General features: G+C 38.0%; 18 protein-coding genes and 1 tRNA gene. 6 read left to right on the forward strand and 13 right to left on the reverse strand.

The features are described from left to right. The first annotated feature begins 36 nt into the window (after nucleotides 1-36). Nucleotides 37-696, forward strand: a complete 660-nt coding sequence (locus tag PHO71_RS05555) for an NAD(P)-dependent oxidoreductase (protein ID WP_300200125.1) — start codon at nucleotides 37-39, stop codon at nucleotides 694-696. Nucleotides 697-987: 291 nt separating this feature from the next. On the opposite strand, the gene PHO71_RS05560 is transcribed toward PHO71_RS05555, so the two are convergent. The 4 genes from PHO71_RS05560 to PHO71_RS05575 all read right to left on the reverse strand — a co-directional run bounded on the left by PHO71_RS05560 (nucleotide 988) and on the right by PHO71_RS05575 (nucleotide 5,182). After that, the gene (locus PHO71_RS05560) at nucleotides 988-1,866 is read right to left on the reverse strand and encodes a nucleoside phosphorylase (protein ID WP_300200128.1); all 879 of its coding nucleotides are present in this window, start codon (nucleotides 1,864-1,866) and stop codon (nucleotides 988-990) included. A 381-nt stretch (nucleotides 1,867-2,247) separates the two neighbouring features. Beyond that, the gene (gene floA / locus PHO71_RS05565) at nucleotides 2,248-3,249 is read right to left on the reverse strand and encodes a flotillin-like protein FloA (RefSeq protein WP_300200130.1); all 1,002 of its coding nucleotides are present in this window, start codon (nucleotides 3,247-3,249) and stop codon (nucleotides 2,248-2,250) included. 25 nt (nucleotides 3,250-3,274) lie between these two features. Beyond that, nucleotides 3,275-3,745, reverse strand: a complete 471-nt coding sequence (locus PHO71_RS05570) for an NfeD family protein (protein ID WP_300200133.1) — start codon at nucleotides 3,743-3,745, stop codon at nucleotides 3,275-3,277. A gap of 9 nt (nucleotides 3,746-3,754) precedes the next feature. Beyond that, nucleotides 3,755-5,182: a tetratricopeptide repeat protein gene (locus PHO71_RS05575; RefSeq protein WP_300200506.1), complete on the reverse strand. Its 1,428-nt coding sequence runs from the start codon at nucleotides 5,180-5,182 to the stop codon at nucleotides 3,755-3,757. A gap of 182 nt (nucleotides 5,183-5,364) precedes the next feature. On the opposite strand from PHO71_RS05575, the gene PHO71_RS05580 reads away from it, so the two are divergent. Both PHO71_RS05580 and PHO71_RS05585 read left to right on the forward strand, forming a co-directional pair. Beyond that, nucleotides 5,365-6,102, forward strand: a complete 738-nt coding sequence (locus PHO71_RS05580) for an ATP-binding protein (RefSeq protein WP_300200135.1) — start codon at nucleotides 5,365-5,367, stop codon at nucleotides 6,100-6,102. A 24-nt stretch (nucleotides 6,103-6,126) separates the two neighbouring features. Next, on the forward strand, nucleotides 6,127-6,495 hold the full coding sequence (locus PHO71_RS05585) for a DMT family protein (protein WP_300200137.1): 369 nt from the start codon (nucleotides 6,127-6,129) through the stop codon (nucleotides 6,493-6,495). Between the two features lie 224 nt (nucleotides 6,496-6,719). Here PHO71_RS05585 and PHO71_RS05590 read toward each other — a convergent pair whose 3' ends face one another. The 6 genes from PHO71_RS05590 to PHO71_RS05615 are packed head-to-tail and all read right to left on the reverse strand — an operon-like array spanning nucleotide 6,720 to nucleotide 11,204. Continuing rightward, nucleotides 6,720-7,736, reverse strand: a complete 1,017-nt coding sequence (locus PHO71_RS05590) for an FAD:protein FMN transferase (RefSeq protein WP_300200140.1) — start codon at nucleotides 7,734-7,736, stop codon at nucleotides 6,720-6,722. Nucleotides 7,737-7,773: 37 nt separating this feature from the next. After that, a complete protein-coding gene (locus PHO71_RS05595) occupies nucleotides 7,774-8,352 on the reverse strand; it encodes a manganese efflux pump MntP family protein (protein WP_300200142.1) in 579 nt (192 codons plus the stop codon). A gap of 6 nt (nucleotides 8,353-8,358) precedes the next feature. Continuing rightward, nucleotides 8,359-9,162 carry a DUF6048 family protein gene (locus tag PHO71_RS05600; protein WP_300200144.1) on the reverse strand — a complete coding sequence of 268 codons (804 nt, stop codon included), beginning with the start codon at nucleotides 9,160-9,162 and terminating at the stop codon, nucleotides 8,359-8,361. Then, on the reverse strand, nucleotides 9,101-9,649 hold the full coding sequence (locus PHO71_RS05605; protein ID WP_300200147.1) for a DUF6452 family protein: 549 nt from the start codon (nucleotides 9,647-9,649) through the stop codon (nucleotides 9,101-9,103). Before PHO71_RS05605 ends, PHO71_RS05600 begins: the two co-directional genes overlap by 62 nt. A gap of 21 nt (nucleotides 9,650-9,670) precedes the next feature. Next, on the reverse strand, nucleotides 9,671-10,621 hold the full coding sequence (locus PHO71_RS05610) for a glycosyltransferase family 2 protein (protein ID WP_300200150.1): 951 nt from the start codon (nucleotides 10,619-10,621) through the stop codon (nucleotides 9,671-9,673). Nucleotides 10,622-10,652: 31 nt separating this feature from the next. Continuing rightward, a complete protein-coding gene (locus PHO71_RS05615; protein WP_300200153.1) occupies nucleotides 10,653-11,204 on the reverse strand; it encodes a DUF4199 domain-containing protein in 552 nt (183 codons plus the stop codon). A 316-nt stretch (nucleotides 11,205-11,520) separates the two neighbouring features. Between PHO71_RS05615 and PHO71_RS05620 the strand changes: the two genes are divergently transcribed. Then, nucleotides 11,521-11,594 (forward strand) — tRNA-Thr (locus tag PHO71_RS05620). 1,130 nt (nucleotides 11,595-12,724) lie between these two features. Here PHO71_RS05620 and eno read toward each other — a convergent pair. From eno to crcB, 3 genes are all read right to left on the reverse strand, one after another. Continuing rightward, complete coding sequence (eno, locus tag PHO71_RS05625) at nucleotides 12,725-14,002, reverse strand: phosphopyruvate hydratase (RefSeq protein WP_300200156.1); 1,278 nt, start codon at nucleotides 14,000-14,002, stop codon at nucleotides 12,725-12,727. Nucleotides 14,003-14,181: 179 nt separating this feature from the next. Beyond that, nucleotides 14,182-14,844, reverse strand: a complete 663-nt coding sequence (locus PHO71_RS05630; RefSeq protein WP_300200159.1) for a pentapeptide repeat-containing protein — start codon at nucleotides 14,842-14,844, stop codon at nucleotides 14,182-14,184. Between the two features lie 27 nt (nucleotides 14,845-14,871). Then, the gene (gene crcB / locus PHO71_RS05635; protein WP_300200162.1) at nucleotides 14,872-15,252 is read right to left on the reverse strand and encodes a fluoride efflux transporter CrcB; all 381 of its coding nucleotides are present in this window, start codon (nucleotides 15,250-15,252) and stop codon (nucleotides 14,872-14,874) included. A gap of 359 nt (nucleotides 15,253-15,611) precedes the next feature. Between crcB and PHO71_RS05640 the strand changes: the two genes are divergently transcribed. Together PHO71_RS05640 and pepT are read left to right on the forward strand one after the other, a co-directional pair. Then, nucleotides 15,612-17,021 (forward strand): amidophosphoribosyltransferase, encoded by a 1,410-nt coding sequence (locus tag PHO71_RS05640; RefSeq protein WP_300200165.1) that lies wholly within the window; start codon nucleotides 15,612-15,614, stop codon nucleotides 17,019-17,021. A 122-nt stretch (nucleotides 17,022-17,143) separates the two neighbouring features. After that, complete coding sequence (gene pepT, locus PHO71_RS05645; protein WP_300200168.1) at nucleotides 17,144-18,367, forward strand: peptidase T; 1,224 nt, start codon at nucleotides 17,144-17,146, stop codon at nucleotides 18,365-18,367. Nucleotides 18,368-18,383 lie beyond the last annotated feature (16 nt).

Genomic DNA, 18,383 nt, shown 5'->3' on the forward strand with positions numbered 1-18,383 from the left:
TTAGGATAGTAATAACATTCTTAATCTTGTTGGAATATGAAGAAAGTGAAAAAAATTGTCCTTATAGGTGCTAGTGGTTTTGTTGGATCTGCTCTCCTGAATGAGGCTTTAAATCGCGAATTCGAGGTTACAGCTGTAGTTCGTCATCCGGAGAAGATAAAAATAAGCAATGAGAAACTGAAAGTGGTGAAAGCAGATATGTCTTCTTTCGAAGAGGTGTACAAAGTTTGTAAAGGAGCTGATGCTGTGATCAGTGCATTCAATCCGGGATGGAACAATCCTAATATATATGAGGATACCATAAAAGTGTATTTGACTATTATTGATGGAGTGAAGAAAGCGGGAGTAGAGCGTTTTCTGATGGTAGGCGGAGCTGGTTCATTGTTTATTGCTCCGGGATTGCGATTGATGGATTCGGGAGAGGTGCCGGAGAATATTTTACCGGGTGTAAAAGCTTTAGGCGAATTTTATTTGAAATTTCTGAAAAAGGAAAAGCAAGTGGATTGGGTGTTTTTCTCTCCGGCAGCTGATATGAGACCGGGAGTGCGTACTGGACGTTACCGTTTAGGGAAAGATGATATGATTGTGGATATTGTAGGCAATAGTCATATTTCTGTGGAAGACTATGCAGCTGCAATGATTGACGAATTGGAATATCCTCAACATCATCAGGAACGTTTTACCATTGGTTATTGATTGAAGAAGTCATTATACAGTATATTTCGATTAATCCGCATTAAGTTGAAACTGAAAAAGGATGAGACTGTCTGAAAAGTTCCAAAGCATTGATAAAGTATTCAACAGCTTTGAAATTCTCAGACAGTCTCATTTTTTTATTGATAGAAACTTTTAAGATAATTTTTTTATCTTTTGAAATCTAGTTGAGGCTAAATACAAAAAGTTGAGGCTGTTAAATAATCCCTTCATTTGTGCATATCAACAGTAATCCTAGCAATCTTTTCGGACTTTATACGTCAGTAGTTAGCTCTAAATTCTATCCAAAACTGTTTTTACTAATATGTCGATTGTATTCTTATAACCAGTATTCGCCTCTTTTATCAGTCGGTTGGCTATTACCATACAAACAGTCATCGCTTTATGTCCCATTAAGCGGCTGAGTCCTGCTAGTGCTGAACTTTCCATTTCGAAATTAGTAATCTTAAAACCTTTGTATTCAAATGCTTCAATCTTATCGTTTTGCTTAGGATCTGCTAAAGGGATACGTAACTCACGTCCTTGCGGACCAAAGAATCCTCCAGCAGCAATTGTGACGCCACGCACCATATCGTCTTTTGCAATTCGTTCAATCAATTCAATATTAGCATCAATAACATAGGGAGCGGGAGCGCACATATTGCCCGACCATCCCATGTGGTTGATGAAAGCACGTTCAAAAGGAAGGTCGCATACAGCATTACGTCCGGCATAGAAATTCAAAAGTCCGTCAAACCCGATGGACTTCTGTGAACAGATGAACGTTCCTACCGGAGTATTAGGCTGTAAACCACCACAAGTACCGATACGTACTAATTCTAGCTGGCGGAATTCATCCTTTTCTTCCCGAGTTTCAAAGTTGATATTCGCGAGTGCATCCAGTTCATTCATCACAATATCTATGTTATCGCAACCGATACCGGTAGACACTACGGTGATTCGTTTTCCCTTATAAGTACCGGTAACAGTTTTGAACTCACGGCTTTCCACTTCGCATTCTTTATTTTCGAAATGAGAAGCTACAAGTGCTACACGTCCGGGATCGCCTACCAGGATAACTTTGTTGGCCAGCCATTCAGGCTTAACATGAAGATGGAACACTGAACCGTCTTCGTTAATAATCAGTTCTGAGGATGGAAAGTACTTTTTCATAATGCTATGGTTTAAGACTTTTGAGGGAAAAACAAAAGTAAAATGTGCTATCTTTATTGTAATATTTAGGCACGGATTACACGGATTTCGGAAATATTATCAAAGGTAAAACCATATATTACGTATAATCAGTACCTAAAAAAAATATCAAAGGACTTCTGTAATACCTTCAAAGTTTTGATTTATAATCTAGTAAAACTTTTACCTGTGTTATTTCAAATAAGAACAATTCTAGTCGGAAAAAGTTTTGTTAAGATATCAACAGAGGGTTTTGATGGGGCTGACTAAAAAATATGAAAAATCAATTTTACCTTTGCTACAGCTATCTGCAATAGTTATTATGGTAGAAAGTTCCTCCTTTTTTAGTCAGCCTCAGTTTTTTTATTTACTCAATGGCTGATTTGTGTTGCCGTTGGTGGTCGGTTTAGCAATATTTTCGCGCATGGAAGTATCTGCTTCGATATTTTTCATCCGGTAATAATCCATGATTCCTAAATTACCACTACGGAAAGCTTCAGCCATTGCTTTCGGTACTTCGGCTTCTGCCTCAATAACTTTAGCACGAGCTTCCTGAGCTTTAGCTTTCATTTCTTGTTCGGAAGCGACAGCCATAGCGCGACGCTCTTCTGCTTTTGCCTGTGCAATATTCTTGTCAGCATTTGCTTGGTCAATTTGCAGAGCTGCACCGATATTCTTACCTATATCAATATCAGCGATATCAATAGATAGAATTTCGAAGGCAGTACCAGCATCCAAGCCTTTACGAAGTACGAGTTTAGAAATAGAATCCGGATTTTCGAGCACTGATTTGTGACTTTCGGAAGAACCGATAGAGGAAACAATACCTTCACCTACACGAGCAAGAATCGTATCTTCACCGGCACCACCGACTAATTGCCGGATATTGGCACGCACTGTTACACGTGCTTTTGCAATTAACTGGATACCGTCTTTGGAAACTGCTGTAACAGGAGGAGTGTCAATGACCTTTGGATTTACAGACATTTGTACAGCTTCGAAGACGTCACGTCCTGCCAAGTCAATAGCTGTGGACATTTGAAAAGTCAATTCTATATTGGCTTTTGATGCGGATACTAAGGCATGAACTACTCTTTCTACATGTCCACCTGCCAGATAGTGAGCCTCCAATTCGTCACGGGTAATATTCTTCAGTCCCGCTTTATGGGCTTCGATCATTACCGGAACGAGAATATGAGGAGGGACGTTACGGATACGCATTAAAAATAATTGTATCAGCGAGATATTAACCCCGGATACTTTAGCCGACAGCCATAGGAAAAACGGCACATAGTGGAAAAATATTATCAGGAAGATAATACCTCCGACTATCAGCAAGATAGGTAAATAAAAGGATGTGTCCATTGATAGTTTTTATTAAAGTGAATATTTAATTTTTCAGTTTTTCAACCATAATTGTACCGTCACTAATCCTAATGACGATGATCGGAGTTTTCTCGTTGAGAAAACCGTCGATTGATTTTACTTCTACAATATTGCCGTCAATATCTGCATAACCGATTTGTGCCAGTCGAGTGGTACTGATTCCTGTGGCACCCACTTTAATTCTTTTTTCCGCACTACGGTCTACAGTCGAATCGATATCTTTTTTCAATGCCAGTTTATCCAGAACCTTCGAGCGCATGAACCAAACTAGAGATCCGATACAAGTTACTGCCGATATTCCTAAAGTAATAACTCCACCTGTCATACCTAAATTAGCAAATGCATAGTAGTTAGCATAGAGTATGCAGACAAGTGCGGAAATACCTGCCAAACTGATACCCGGGATCACAAACAGTTCTACTAAAAATAGTATTACTGCGGCAATAATAAGGACGCTGATAATCAGTATATCCATAATTCTGTGTTATTTAGAGTTTGTTTTTTCTGCATTTCGAATACTTATCGCAACCGTCTCCAATTCTCCCGACATTTGTAGTACTCTTTTCTCCAAGTCGAGGATTGCCGGAGCTATCTTATCTTTTTCTTGTTTACTTGCTTGTGCATATTGCTGGCGTTGGCTTTCCAGTTTGTCTTCCTGCTGCAAATAATCTTTTTCAAGTTGTTGGTAACGTTGGAAAAGCTGTTTAGCTTTAGAAGACTTAAAGTCGCTCAGAAGATAATACGTCGTGTTGTCATCAATGACAAACTCGAAATCTATTTTCCGGTGTTCCTGAGGTTTATGACTAATAACCTCTTGTAGTCGTTGCAATGCTTCATTAACTTCATTTTTATCTTTCCAAGTCTCCTTTAGCGAATTAATTCGAGCCAGGCGGATAATTTGTTGTGAATCCATGGCTTCATAATTATATGTTTTTTTGGAAGAGTTCGGAATAAATACGTAAATACAAACTTTACCTTCCGGTTGGAAGCGGTCGGAAGCAAACCATCCCAAGTTATTGTATTCATCAATAACATACATATAATCATTGTAAGGAGAGTTGAATGGCATACCTACATTTTCCGGAGTCAGGTAAGTATCGGTATTAGTGTTGTAGCGAGTGACGAAAATATCATATCCCCCCAATCCTTCACCGTCTGTGGCATAATAGATGGTGAGACCATCTGCCAACACGAAAGGATAATTGGTGTTCCCGGATTCGTTAATGCTACCGGGCAACGGTCGTCCATTACTCCATTCATTGGCGAGCTTATTTTTCGAAAAGATATCCAGATGCCCATTTCCTGCCTGTTCGCTGTAATAGATTTTATTCCCTATTTCAGTCTCGTATACAGTTCCCGGATGCTTTCCTTCAGTTTGAAAGAATTCATTGAAAGTGAATAATTTACCGGACTCTTCACTGATTTTGTATGTTGATAGAAAGTTGGTTTTATCCACAACAAAACTGTCGATAATACATACTTCCTCAACACCTTTTAGCATACGTAGGTCAGATCTGCTCTTTTCTAAAAGTGCTTCGATGTCTTCTGTCGATTTCTTGCGTTTACTTAATTCTTCAATATACTCTTCAAAGCAGTTTACTGCATCTTCAAAACGATAGCTTTCATTATAAGCCTGTCCCAAATAAAGTTGTCCGCTAGTAATACGTTTTTTGACAGCAGTTTCCAAATATGGGATTGCTTCTTCGGCCTCTCCGGTTTTCAAGCAACAGACTCCATACCAAAAGTTATAATTTCCATTAGAAGGTTGTGATTTGGCGAATTTCTTAAAAACTGGTTTGGCTTCCTCATAATTACCTTTAGTATATAAGGCACGAGCTTGTTCTATTGTTTGCGCATAGATTCCACTAAGGAAAGAACTGCAAATTAAAAGTAGAATATATTTTCTTTTCATCATTTTTATCGTTATTGAATGATGGATTCTTTGAAGACAATTATATGTCAGTTACTCAATAATCCATCAACTGTTCAAAAATACAAATTTATTAGAAATAAACTCTTTTTTAGAGAATCTATTATGTTAATTCTTCTTTAAATCATTCTTTTCGTTTACTTTTGCAGCCGATTTTTGAAGTTATGACACAATTTACGGAAGAGGAGAAGATAATTCGTCGTATAGAACGGCGTTTTAATAAAGGAATGGTGCAATATAACCTGATAGAAGAAGGGGATAAAATCCTAATCGGACTGTCGGGTGGAAAAGACTCATTGGCACTTATCGAACTGTTGGGTAAACGTGCCCGTATCTATAAACCACGTTTCTCGGTTGTGGCTGCTCATATTGTAATGACGAATATTCCTTATAAAAGTGATATTGAATATTTAAAAGCACATTGTGAAGCTTATGGAGTGCCTTTTGTAGAATATGAGACAGCTTTCGATCCTGCCACAGATACACGTAAGTCTCCTTGTTTTCTCTGTTCCTGGAACCGCAGGAAAGCTTTGTTTACCATTGCCAAAGAGCAAGGTTGCAATAAAATAGCTTTAGGACATCATATGGATGATATTCTTGAGACTCTTTTGATGAATATCACTTATCAGGGAGCATTTAGTACTATGCCACCCCGTTTGGTGATGAAGAAGTTTGATATGACAATTATTCGTCCCATGTGTATGATACATGAATCCGATTTAATAGAATTGGCTACTCTTCATAATTATAGGAAGCAGGTCAAGAACTGCCCTTATGAATCAGAATCCAGCCGAAGTGATATGAAGGGGATTTTGCGGCAATTGGAAAAAATGAATCCGGAGGCTCGATATAGTATTTGGGGGAGCATGACAAATGTACAAGAAGAATTATTACCGGATTAAACAGATTAATATAACTTTTTCGTTATGAAAGCAACTTACACCATTTTATTACTGATCATCTCTAATGTTTTTATGACATTTGCCTGGTATGGACATTTGAAATTGCAGGAAATGAAAATTATTTCGAATTGGCCCCTCTATACAGTCATTTTGTTCTCATGGTTTATTGCACTTGCTGAATATGCCTGTCAAATTCCGGCGAATCGGATCGGTTTTATAGGCAACGGTGGACCGTTTTCTTTGATGCAGTTGAAAGTAATTCAGGAAGTGATCACTCTTATCATTTTTACAATATTTACTACTGTACTTTTCAAAGGGGAAGCATTGCATTGGAATCATCTGGCGGCATTTGTCTGTTTGATTGCGGCAGTGTATTTTGTATTTATGAAATAGTTTTTGATGATTTTCGGGTGTAGACTCTGTTGAGGTATAACGGGGGGCATTTAAGTAAAATTAAAGATGTGTCAAAAGCTTATGATTACTATTTTTTAGACGCAGATGACGCTGATAACGCGGATTTTAAGAATTTAGATAATAAATTTAATCTTAAAAATCCGCGTTATCAGCGTCTAAAAGTTTTATATTGATAATTTGTTTAATCTATGATACTCTTTATTTCATTTGGTTTCTTTTATATACTTCTTCATTCCTTCCGTGAAGTAGGTTTTAAACTCTCCATCTTTTCCACTATAAATAAAGTAAGCATCTATCCTAGGATCAGCTTTGCAGAATTTCTCGGCTTCTTCCAGCCCCATTACCATGAAAGCAGTGGCAAGTGCATCGGCTGTCATGCAATCTTTAGCTATCACCGTAGAAGATAGAATGCTGTGCTGCACAGGGTATCCTGTTCTAGGATCAATGGTATGAGCATATTTTTTGCCATCCTTATAATAATAATTGCGATAGTTTCCCGAAGTCGCCAGCCCAACATCCGTCAGCTCCATTATCGTCTGTATATCTTGTTGTCTGGACAGAGAATCGTCAATAGGTTTGTTTATTCCGATACGCCATAATCCATCTTTGGGATTCTTGCCTTTTACAACAACTTCCCCACCGATATCTACCATATAATTCTTGATGCCTTTTCTGTCAAGGAAATGTGCTACCACATCTACAGAATATCCTTTGGCTACGGCACTGCAACTTAACATGATACGCGAATCGTCTTTAACTACTTTACCGTCTACCAGTTTCACTTTCTCATAACCTGTGATTTGCAATAAACTGTCTATCATTAATGAATCCGGGAAAGTACCTTTTTTAAAACCGAATCCCCAGGCATTTGCAAGAGGAGCTATTGTAATATCAAATGCACCTTTAGTCTCGCGGGAGATTTCCATGGAACGATTGAAGCATTTCTGAAAAAAAGTATCTGTCACTAATTCTTCGTTATGATTGACCCGGCTGATCACTGAACTGTCATTAAATGGAGATAAAGAAAAATCGAAACGTTTTAATTCTGCTTCAATCTCCGGTTTTAAATCACCCTCATATTGATAAGTGATGTGATATACAGTACCGAATACCAATCCGGTAATACTATTATAGTCTGACTGCTGGTTACGTCTGGTCAATATCCAAATCGTAGCCAAAATCAGGAATGCCAGCCAAATGAAACTTTTTTTTGTTTTCATACGTTTTTCTATTTAATCTAGGTACGCTTTACTTCTACTAAAGGTATATATGTTCGATCAATATTTTTATTCCGATAATAATAAGAATGATTCCACCCCATCGTTCGGCTTTTAATTTTCGTGCACAACCACAACCACACCGGATGCCAAAGATTAGTCCGACAAGAGACATGACAAACGATACAAATCCAATGATAAGAATAGGGGAGAGGATAGCTCTATAATCTTTTATTCCCAAAAAAGCGAATGAGACACCGATTGCCAATGCGTCGATGCTTGTTGCTATTGCCATCGTAAGCACTACTTTTAGGCTTGCCGGATTTGATTCTTCTCTACATCCTTCTTCTTTAAAGGATTCAAACACCATTCGTCCGCCAAGAAAAGCCAGAATAGCAAAAGCTATCCAGTGGTCTACACTTTCTATCAAATGGCTGAATGTATTGGCACACATCCAACCAATAAAAGGCATGAAAGCCTGAAAGAAGCCGAAGGCAAAGGCCATGATCAACATCGGCTTCCATTGGGTACGTTTTAAAATAATACCACTTGCAATCGAAACAGCGAAACAATCCATCGCTAAACCTATTGCAAGCAGCCAAATCTCTAGTCCTGTCATTGTTATTTAAAGAGGTAGTTTGTAAATGAGGGAATAAGTGATTCCCATATTATTTGATTTGAATTTTCCATAGCCGGGCACATACCAAGGATTACCAAATTCTCCTGTAGAAGCACTTGTTTTGTACTTCATACGTACAGACCAGCCCATATTAAAATTCTTATAAATACGTACTTTCACACCTAATACAATTTCGATCCATTGAACGGAGGCTTTCATGCCCGGATGGTCAAAAGGAACACTTCCTCCCCAATAGCCATCCTCTAGACTAGGATTACTGATGTTGTCTCCCCAGATCGGATCGTGGAAAGGCATAGTCGATACATCATATTTGAAGGAACTGAATGCATAGCGAAGACCGGCATACAGATAACTGTTCTTCTCCTTTTTTTTAGCCATCGTGTTATAGTCTACCCCAATGCGAAAAAAAGGAGACATTTTACTTTTATAATGTATTCCTGTCTCGTTCCATGTATCTGTTCCTCCCATACCAAATTCTATAGTCGGGATAAATTTATTTTTAAGATTTACTCCGATACTGACTTCAGAACTCAAAAAGTCGCCTCCAAGAACTTTGCTTCCGATGCCATATAAATCCATACCAATATATGTTCCGTTGTATAACGGAATGGTATCGACTTTAGCGGCCTCTTCTTTTTTCTGTTGCTTCTGACTTTTCTGAGGTGTCGGATTTGGATTGCGTTGTTGTGCCGCTATCGGGAGTCCGATACAAAAGAGCAGAAGCAGACTACTCAATCGTAGGCGTGCGGTCACGATATTTATAGAATATCTGCAAGTTCTGAATTTCATTTGTATTGGCTTCTTTGTTTCGTAAATATAGAGAATCTATACGGTCAGGTTGGGAAGGTCTTCCCGGTTTGCCGAATTTGGCACTGAGAATGTTCTGTTTCATCATATAACCACATTCCATTGACTGAAAATAAGGAGTGTTTTGTTGCACAATATAGATTGTATCAACATTTTTAGGCTGACGTTTGGGGTCGTAATGGAAGATGAATATGGTAGAATCATTTGTATAACGCAACGGAAGCATCAAAGTATGCACTTTTTTTTCGTTGTTGAGAATGATAGAATCGGTTCCGGCAGCAGTGATAGTCAATGAATCGAGTGTGTCATTCTGCATTTCTCTGGTATCCGGATTAATCGTGTAAAGTGTGCAATACATCATAGGGCGTCCCGCTAACGAACAATCATTTTCATCCGAGCATGAACTGTAGATGCTGATAGCACCACCGGCAATAATTAATAATAGAAAGATGCGAATTAAATTCTTCATAATCGGTTATTGGAGTGTGAATCAAACTTTCTTTTCTATTTGATAGTTATTCCGCTCTGGCGCATTACGTGAGATTAATTCGCCCAAGAACCCGGCAAGGAATAGTTGGGTACCTATAATCATCGCTGTAAGCGATAGATAGAAATAAGGAGAATCAGTTACCAATCGGTAGGGTAGCCCATTGTACATGGCGTATAATTTGCTGACACCTACAATGATAACAGAAATCATTCCGACTAAAAACATCAGTGATCCCAGTAAACCGAAAAAGTGCATGGGTTTTATTCCGAATTTAGAAAGGAACCAGAGAGAAATCAAATCCAGATATCCATTAACGAAACGGTTTAATCCGAATTTGGTTGTGCCATATTTACGGGCTTGATGATGTACAGCTTTCTCGCCTATTTTATTAAACCCGGCATTTTTTGCCAGATACGGGATATAACGGTGCATCTCGCCATATACTTCGATATTCTTTACGACTTCTTTACGGTATGCTTTTAGACCACAGTTAAAATCATGCAGATTTTTAATTCCGGATACTTTGCGTGCTGTAGCATTAAATAGTTTGGTCGGCAGTGTTTTTGATAGTGGATCATATCTTTTTTGTTTCCAGCCGGATACTAGATCGTAACCGTCTTTTATGATCATCCGGTAAAGTTCCGGGATTTCGTCGGGGCTGTCTTGAAGGTCAGCATCCATTGTGATAACTACATCGCCCTCTGCTTCTTCAAATCCGCAAAAAAGAGCAGCCGACTTACCATAATTACGGCGGAACTTAATTCCTTTTACACAGTCCGACTGGGACTTGAGCTTTTCAATCACTTCCCAAGAATGGTCAGTGCTTCCATCATTAATGAAAATCACTTCGAAAGAGAAGCTGTTAGCCTTCATTACACGTTCGATCCATGCATAAAGTTCGGGCAGCGATTCTTCTTCGTTAAACAATGGGATTACTACTGATATATCCATTTTATCTTAGTAACTAAATATTGATTATAAGTTATAACTGGGACGGTACATTATTTTCAGGTTTAGCTTTTTTCATCACCATCAACCCGGTGGGAATTGCTAGAATGCTTCCCCAGAAGACATCCCATGACAGTAGTTGCATGGTGATATTGATAGCAGACCATGATTTGACCGAATCTATTGTTGCAATTATAATTTCTTTATTTTCTATTAAGGCAGAATTCTGCTTTAACAACTCTTCCCATTGTTGCGTGTAATAGTTTATAATAAAGCCATGGTCTATAAACTGAAAATATGCATAATGTGCTACAGCTACTAAGAGTGAGGCGAACATATACATAAATATAGAGAAAAGAACTGCATGTGAAAACTGAATACTTCCTCCACATATTTTATCACGATACATTTTAGTATAATAGTATCCTATGATAGGTACGGCTAATGTCAGAATGACGAATAAAAATGAGAGGAATGGGATATGAATAGCCAATGGAAATAAAATGAATTTCAATATCCAATAAACTCCCATATATGTGCCAAAATGCATGGCATATTTTTGTAGATAGTTTCTGTTCTCTGTCATCTTTGTTTATAAATAGTGCACAAAGGTACAAATAATATCGGTTGATGTAGGGAATATGGTTGTTAAAGTTAATAAAGCAATAAAAACCATACTTTGAATATTTTTTTTGCAGATTTAATTGCTTGAAAGGTAGTATGTTAATGATTGGTGAAAGAAAAAAGTTATTGATACCTATTGCAGAATCCATAAAAATATCTACCTTTGCAACCGCAAAACGGGTAAGTCCTATACGGCCAGCTCCCTTCGAATCCTCCAGGGCTTGATCGCAGCAAAGGTAGTTGGTTGTAGCGGCGCGATATAGTAAGCTTACCCACCCGCCTCTTTAGCTCAGTTGGCCAGAGCACGTGATTTGTAATCTCGGGGTCGTTGGTTCGAATCCGACAAGAGGCTCAAAGTAAAAAAGCATTCAGGTAATTCCTGGATGCTTTTCTCATTACTATAATACCAATTCGATCCTTTGATTATTTACCTTTTCAGGTAGAAGTAAGATGGCGGGAAACCAGAAAAATGCAATGGCTTTTTTTGAATTTCCCGCTTCTTTTTTGAGATTATTTATCTTTATACGTTTGGAATGTTTCTTAAACTTTCCATTTGTATCCATTTCTTTGTTCTCTATTCTGAATTTTCCGGAGGTATTGGTTCTGATTTTAATAAATACAAAACATTGGATAGGTGGTGTTCAAAGATACCCAATGCTTGTGTGATGTCTGCAATTTCTCTTTCCTTATTTATATTCGTTAAGTTTTTGGATAAAAAAAGCGTATTTTATCTTTTAGGAAAGTGTAAATCGAAGTTGAAGATGATATGTGAAATAAGTAGGAATTTGGAAATCAATGCAAATATCGTATTGTGGGTCTGTGATTTGAGTACATAAGTAAAAGACAATCTATTGTATTCCATTATTAAGATATCCTTATTAGAGTTTATATAATATGCTATTACTTTAGGGAGAAAACTTCTTCTCTGTTGATAGTAAATTTGTTTTTTATTAGAAAAAAACTATATCCGCAAGTTCTGATTATATAATCAAAGCTTTCGGATATGTAATCAAAGACTCAGATTATATATTCAAAGCCTTCGATTATAGATTTTACTTAATAAATAACCGTTTTTCTATTAAGGGAAATGTAGTTTGCAACTGGGGGAGTGGTTTTTCTCTACTAAGTTATTATTTTCATAGATAACGCTTAGATAAGAGAAACACTTGCATATTAAGTAATGTATCTTAATAAAATGATAATAAGTAAGAGTTCCTGTCAGTCAGAATGCAGTGAAATATCTCCTTTCTTGATATTAAAACGGAGAATTAAAAGTGATAATAGAATTTGAATTTTAGTCTATTGTCATGGTATTATCACTATCTATTATCACTTTTATTGCGTTGATATCTAACTGATTAGAAATGAAAAGTGACAAGTGATAATAAAAATAGTGTTTCAAACTCATATGTATATCCCCCTTAACTCCCGTCCTTCTGTGAGAAGAAAGAATAGGGTGAGTGTAAGGGGGATAAGATTCAATTAGATTTTTTTATATCCATATACAGCCAAATCACCGAGTTCCTCTTCAATGCGGAGTAACTGATTGTATTTAGCCATACGGTCTGAACGACTCAATGAACCGGTTTTGATTTGTCCGCTATTGGTAGCTACCGCAATGTCAGCAATTGTAGAATCTTCTGTTTCACCAGAACGATGAGAGGTAACGGTAGTGTATCCGTGGCGGTGAGCCATTTCGATAGCATTCAGAGTTTCAGTCAGTGAACCGATTTGATTTACTTTAATCAGAATAGAGTTAGCGCATCCTTTTTCGATACCCTTTGCAAGGAAATCAACATTCGTCACGAACAGGTCATCACCTACCAACTGGCAACGGTTGCCAATACGTTCTGTTAATTTCTTCCAACCTTCCCAGTCGTTTTCACTCATACCATCTTCGATAGAGTCGATAGGGAATTTGTTAATCAACTCTTCTAAATAGTCGATTTGTTGGTCGGCAGTACGTTTCTTGCCTTTCTCGCCTTCAAATTTGGTATAATCATAAATTCCATCATGATAGAACTCGGAAGAAGCACAGTCCATTCCGATCATTACATCTTTACCCGGTTCGTATCCGGCTGCTTTAATAGCGGCAATGATAGAATTCAAAGCATCTTCGGTTCCTTCCAGTTCCGGAGCAAAACCGCCTTCGTCACCTACAGCAGTAGTCAGTCCACGGTCTTTCAATACCTTCTTAAGTGCATGAAATACTTCAGCACCCATTCTCAATGCTTCTTTGAAAGAAGGTGCTCCTACCGGGCGGATCATGAATTCCTGGAATGCGATAGGTGCATCGCTGTGCGAACCACCGTTGATAATGTTCATCATCGGTACAGGCATTACATAAGTATTTGTACCACCGATATAGCGATAGAGAGGAAGGTCAAGATAATTGGCAGCAGCTTTTGCTACGGCAAGTGAAACACCCAGAATTGCATTAGCACCGAGTTTCGATTTCGTTTTAGTTCCGTCCAAAGCTAACATTGCATAGTCAATGCCTCGTTGATTAAGAGAAGACATACCGATCAACTTCGGAGCGATGATTTTATTTACATTTTCAACAGCTTTTTGTACTCCCTTGCCACCATAACGTTTCTTGTCACCATCGCGAAGTTCCAATGCTTCGTGTTCGCCGGTGGAAGCACCTGACGGAACGGATGCACGTCCCATAATGCCTGATTCCAAAACGGCATCAACTTCTACTGTGGGATTACCTCTTGAATCGAGAATTTCTCTAGCTACAATTTTTTCTATTTTCATTGTTTCTATTGTTTATAAATAAGATTTCTGCAAAAATACGGACTTAACGGGGAGCGGAAAATCACTATAAATAGGTATTCTTCCTGATCTGTTTCCCTAAATGTCATTAGCCCTCTTTATTTAATAACAAAGAGACAATGTTTTTTGTTTGAATGGGATGCGATGAATTTTGTGAAAGCTTAGTCTTCGATAATAACCCCTAACAAGGGGAGTAAATCCATAGCTTGTAAGGAGGTGATGATGGCCCCTTTGAGATCACTGATGTTTATGGTTAATCCGCTGATACGTGACGTACGTAAATCTATTCCCCGGAGTGAAGTATGCGAAAAATCTGCTTCTACTAGATCGCAACTTTCAAAAGCTATGCATGACAAACGGCAATCATGGAAAATACCGCTCCTGAAAAGACTGTTTGTGAAACGAACCTGATTCATTTTGCTCATAGCAAGATTGATATAACCGGCATTACAGTCGTGCAATAATACATGATTGAGTGTTGTTCCTGATAAATTGGTTCCTAATAATTTGCAGGAAATGAATTCTACTCGATAAAGGGAACTTTCGGCAAAGGAGATATTGGATAAGTCGCAATTTTCAAAGCGTACGTCTGTCAGTTGCGAGGAATTGAATTGGCATTCAATAAATGATTGATATTGAAAGGTACAGTTCTTAAAACTTTTATGAGATACGTTGATATCTTCTTCTTTACCCCTACTGAATAAAAAGTCGGAAATGGTTTCTTCTTTGTTTAGTAATTCTTGCAATGTGTACGTGCAGGGCCTTTGCTCTTCTAGCATGGGAGGTACGACACGGACAGACTTGGAACAATTTTTCTTTATCATGTGGTAACGATTGGTTTCTTTATAAAATTAGAAATGTTTCCCTAAATATCCCCCTGCCATTACAGTCACTAATCCAATAGCTATACTTAATAATGTATAGAGTATAAAAGTGCCATAAAATTCTCCTCTAAGTAAACTTAATCCATCATTGGAAAAAGTGGAAAAGGTGGTAAAACCACCACAAATACCAACAGTGAGAAATAACCGGATTTCCATGGACAACTGCCAACGCTCGGATAAAGAATAGAAAAGTCCGATTAAGAAACAACCGATGATGTTTACGGAAAATGTTCCCCAGGAAAAAGGAAAACTAATCCCCGAAGTTCGTTCGTTAATGGCTATTTGACCTAAGTAACGGAGTACGCTTCCAATTCCACCACCTATAAATATATAGAGTATTTCTTTCATTCTTTACTTTTGGTTGATTCTGCAAAGGTAGTGATTTTGAAATTTGCATGATAGTTAAAATATTATTTCTTTATGAATGGAATAGCTTTATTTACCTGTTTGATGAGGATGATAGCCTATTTCTTATCAATTAATAACTGATTTACTGATTGTTAATAGTTTATATTTTGGACGCTAATGTCTTGAAAAATATTGTATGCATCTGAAAAAGATTACTTAATTTGCTAGATAAAATTGAATGTATAATAAGTTCACTGCAAAGAAAAATGAAACTTTGCCAGAGACTTTTTTTATCGGACGGATTCTTTTTTGTAATTTTGCAAAATCTTTTTTTAAACATTACCAATAAAGAGAACAACATGGGAGGTTTTTTCGGAACAGTCTCGAAAACGAGCTGTGTGACTGATTTATTCTACGGCACAGATTATAATTCACATTTGGGAACGAAGCGGGGAGGACTCGCAACTTATAGTCAAGAGATAGGTTTTATCCGTTCTATTCACAATCTGGAGAGTACTTACTTTCGTTCCAAATTTGAAGGAGAACTTGACAAGTTTAAAGGGAATGCCGGAATCGGCATCATTAGCGACACAGACGCACAACCTATCGTTATCAATTCTCATCTTGGGCGATTCGCCATTGTTACTGTAGCTAAAATAGTCAATATCGAGGAACTGGAAAACGACTTACTCAATAAAAATATGCACTTTGCTGAATTGAGTTCGAGCAATACCAATCAAACGGAACTTATTGCACTTCTTATTATACAGGGTAGAACTTTTACAGAGGGTATCGAGAATGTATTTAAACATATAAAGGGATCATGCTCTATGCTTCTTCTCACAGAAGACGGAAGTATTATTGCTGCCCGTGACTATTGGGGACGTACTCCGATTGTCATTGGTAAAAAGGAGGGAGCTTATGCTGCGACCAGCGAATCCACCAGCTTTCCCAATCTTGATTATGAGATTGATAAATATTTGGGACCGGGAGAGATTGTACGTATGTATGATGATCACATTGAGCAACTTCGTAAACCGAATGAAGAAATGCAAATTTGTTCGTTCCTGTGGGTTTACTATGGTTTTCCAACCTCTTGCTACGAAGGGAAGAATGTGGAAGAAGTACGTTTTACAAGTGGAATGAAGATGGGACAAAGGGACGAGTCGGAAGTAGATTGTGCCTGTGGCATTCCCGATTCTGGTGTCGGTATGGCATTGGGGTATGCGGAGGGAAAAGGTGTCCCTTATCATCGTGCCATTGCTAAATATACACCTACTTGGCCTCGTAGCTTTACACCGAGCAATCAGGAGTTGCGTTCATTAGTTGCAAAGATGAAATTGATTCCTAATCGTGCGATGCTTCAAGGAAAACGCTTGCTGTTCTGTGACGATTCAATTGTCCGTGGAACACAATTGCGTGATAATGTGAAGATTTTGTTTGAATATGGAGCAAAGGAAGTGCATATGCGTATTGCTTGTCCGCCATTGATTTATGCTTGTCCGTTTGTCGGATTTTCGGCTTCAAAAAATGCGTTGGAACTAATTACCCGCCGGATTATCAAAGAAATGGAAGGGGATGAGAATAAGAATCTGGAGAAGTATGCTACTACCGGTTCTCCTGAATATGAAAAAATGGTGAGTGTGATTGCAGAACGTTTTGGATTGACTTCCTTGAAATTCAATACATTGGAAACTTTGATTGAGGCTATTGGTTTACCTAAATGCAAAGTTTGTACACATTGTTTTGATGGCAGTAGTCATTTCTAAAGAATATTATACAATAAAAAAGAGCCGTGAATTGCTTTGTAATTCACGGCTCTTTTTTTACCTTTACGGCACTATAAACTATCAAATTGTAATTTGTAATTAATAACTAGTAATTAAATAGCATGACTTTAGTAGACAGATTTTTAAAGTATGTGAGCTTCGATACACAATCTGATGAATCGACAGGTCTTACTCCCAGCACTTCCAAACAAATGATCTTTGCCGAATATTTGAAGGATGAGCTGGAATCTTTGGGATTGGAAGATATTACGTTGGATGAGCATGGTTATCTTTTTGCCACTCTTCCGGCTAATACGGATAAAAAAGTACCTACTATCGGATTTATCGCTCATATGGATACGAGCCCTGATATGACGGGCAAGGATGTGACTCCACGTATTGTAGAAAAATATGATGGTTCGGATATTATACTTTGTGCTGAAGAAAACATTGTTCTTTCTCCTGAACAGTTTCCCGAACTGCTTGATCATAAAGGAGAAGATTTGATTGTAACCAATGGTAAGACTCTGTTGGGTGCTGACGATAAAGCAGGCATTGCGGAAATTGTATCGGCAATGGTTTACCTGAAAAATCATCCTCAAATCAAGCACGGGAAGATCCGAATCGGTTTCAATCCGGACGAAGAGATAGGTGAAGGAGCTCATAAATTTGATGTAGAAAAATTCGGTTGCGAATGGGCTTATACCATGGATGGCGGTGAAGTAGGAGAGCTTGAATTTGAAAACTTCAATGCTGCTGCGGCTAAGATAATCTTCAAGGGACGTAATGTTCATCCGGGATATGCGAAAAACAAAATGATCAACTCTATTCGTGTTGCCAACAAATTTATTGCAATGTTGCCTTCACAGGAAGTTCCCGAACAGACTTCGGGATACGAAGGATTTTATCACCTTATAGGTATTCAAGGAGAAGTGGAGCAGACAACTGTTACTTATATTATCCGTGATCACAATCGTGAAAAGTTTGAAGACCGTAAAAAGGAAATGAAACGTACGGTTGAACAAATTAATGCGGAATATGGAGAAGGTATAGCTACGCTTGAATTGCGCGATCAATACTATAATATGCGTGAAAAGATTGAACCTGTAATGCATATTATCGACGTCGCATTTGCTGCAATGGAAGCCGTTGGTGTGAAGCCGAATGTGAAACCGATTCGTGGTGGTACGGATGGAGCGCAATTATCATTCAAAGGTTTGCCTTGTCCGAATATCTTTGCCGGCGGGTTGAATTTCCACGGACGTTATGAATTTGTTCCTATCCGAAATATGGAAAGGGCAATGAGCGTTATTGTGAAAATAGCCGAACTGGTAGCTTCTAAATAAATATCAATACGAATAT

Source organism: Bacteroides sp., from assembly GCF_028690125.1.
Taxonomy (GTDB): Bacteria; Bacteroidota; Bacteroidia; order Bacteroidales; family Bacteroidaceae; genus Bacteroides.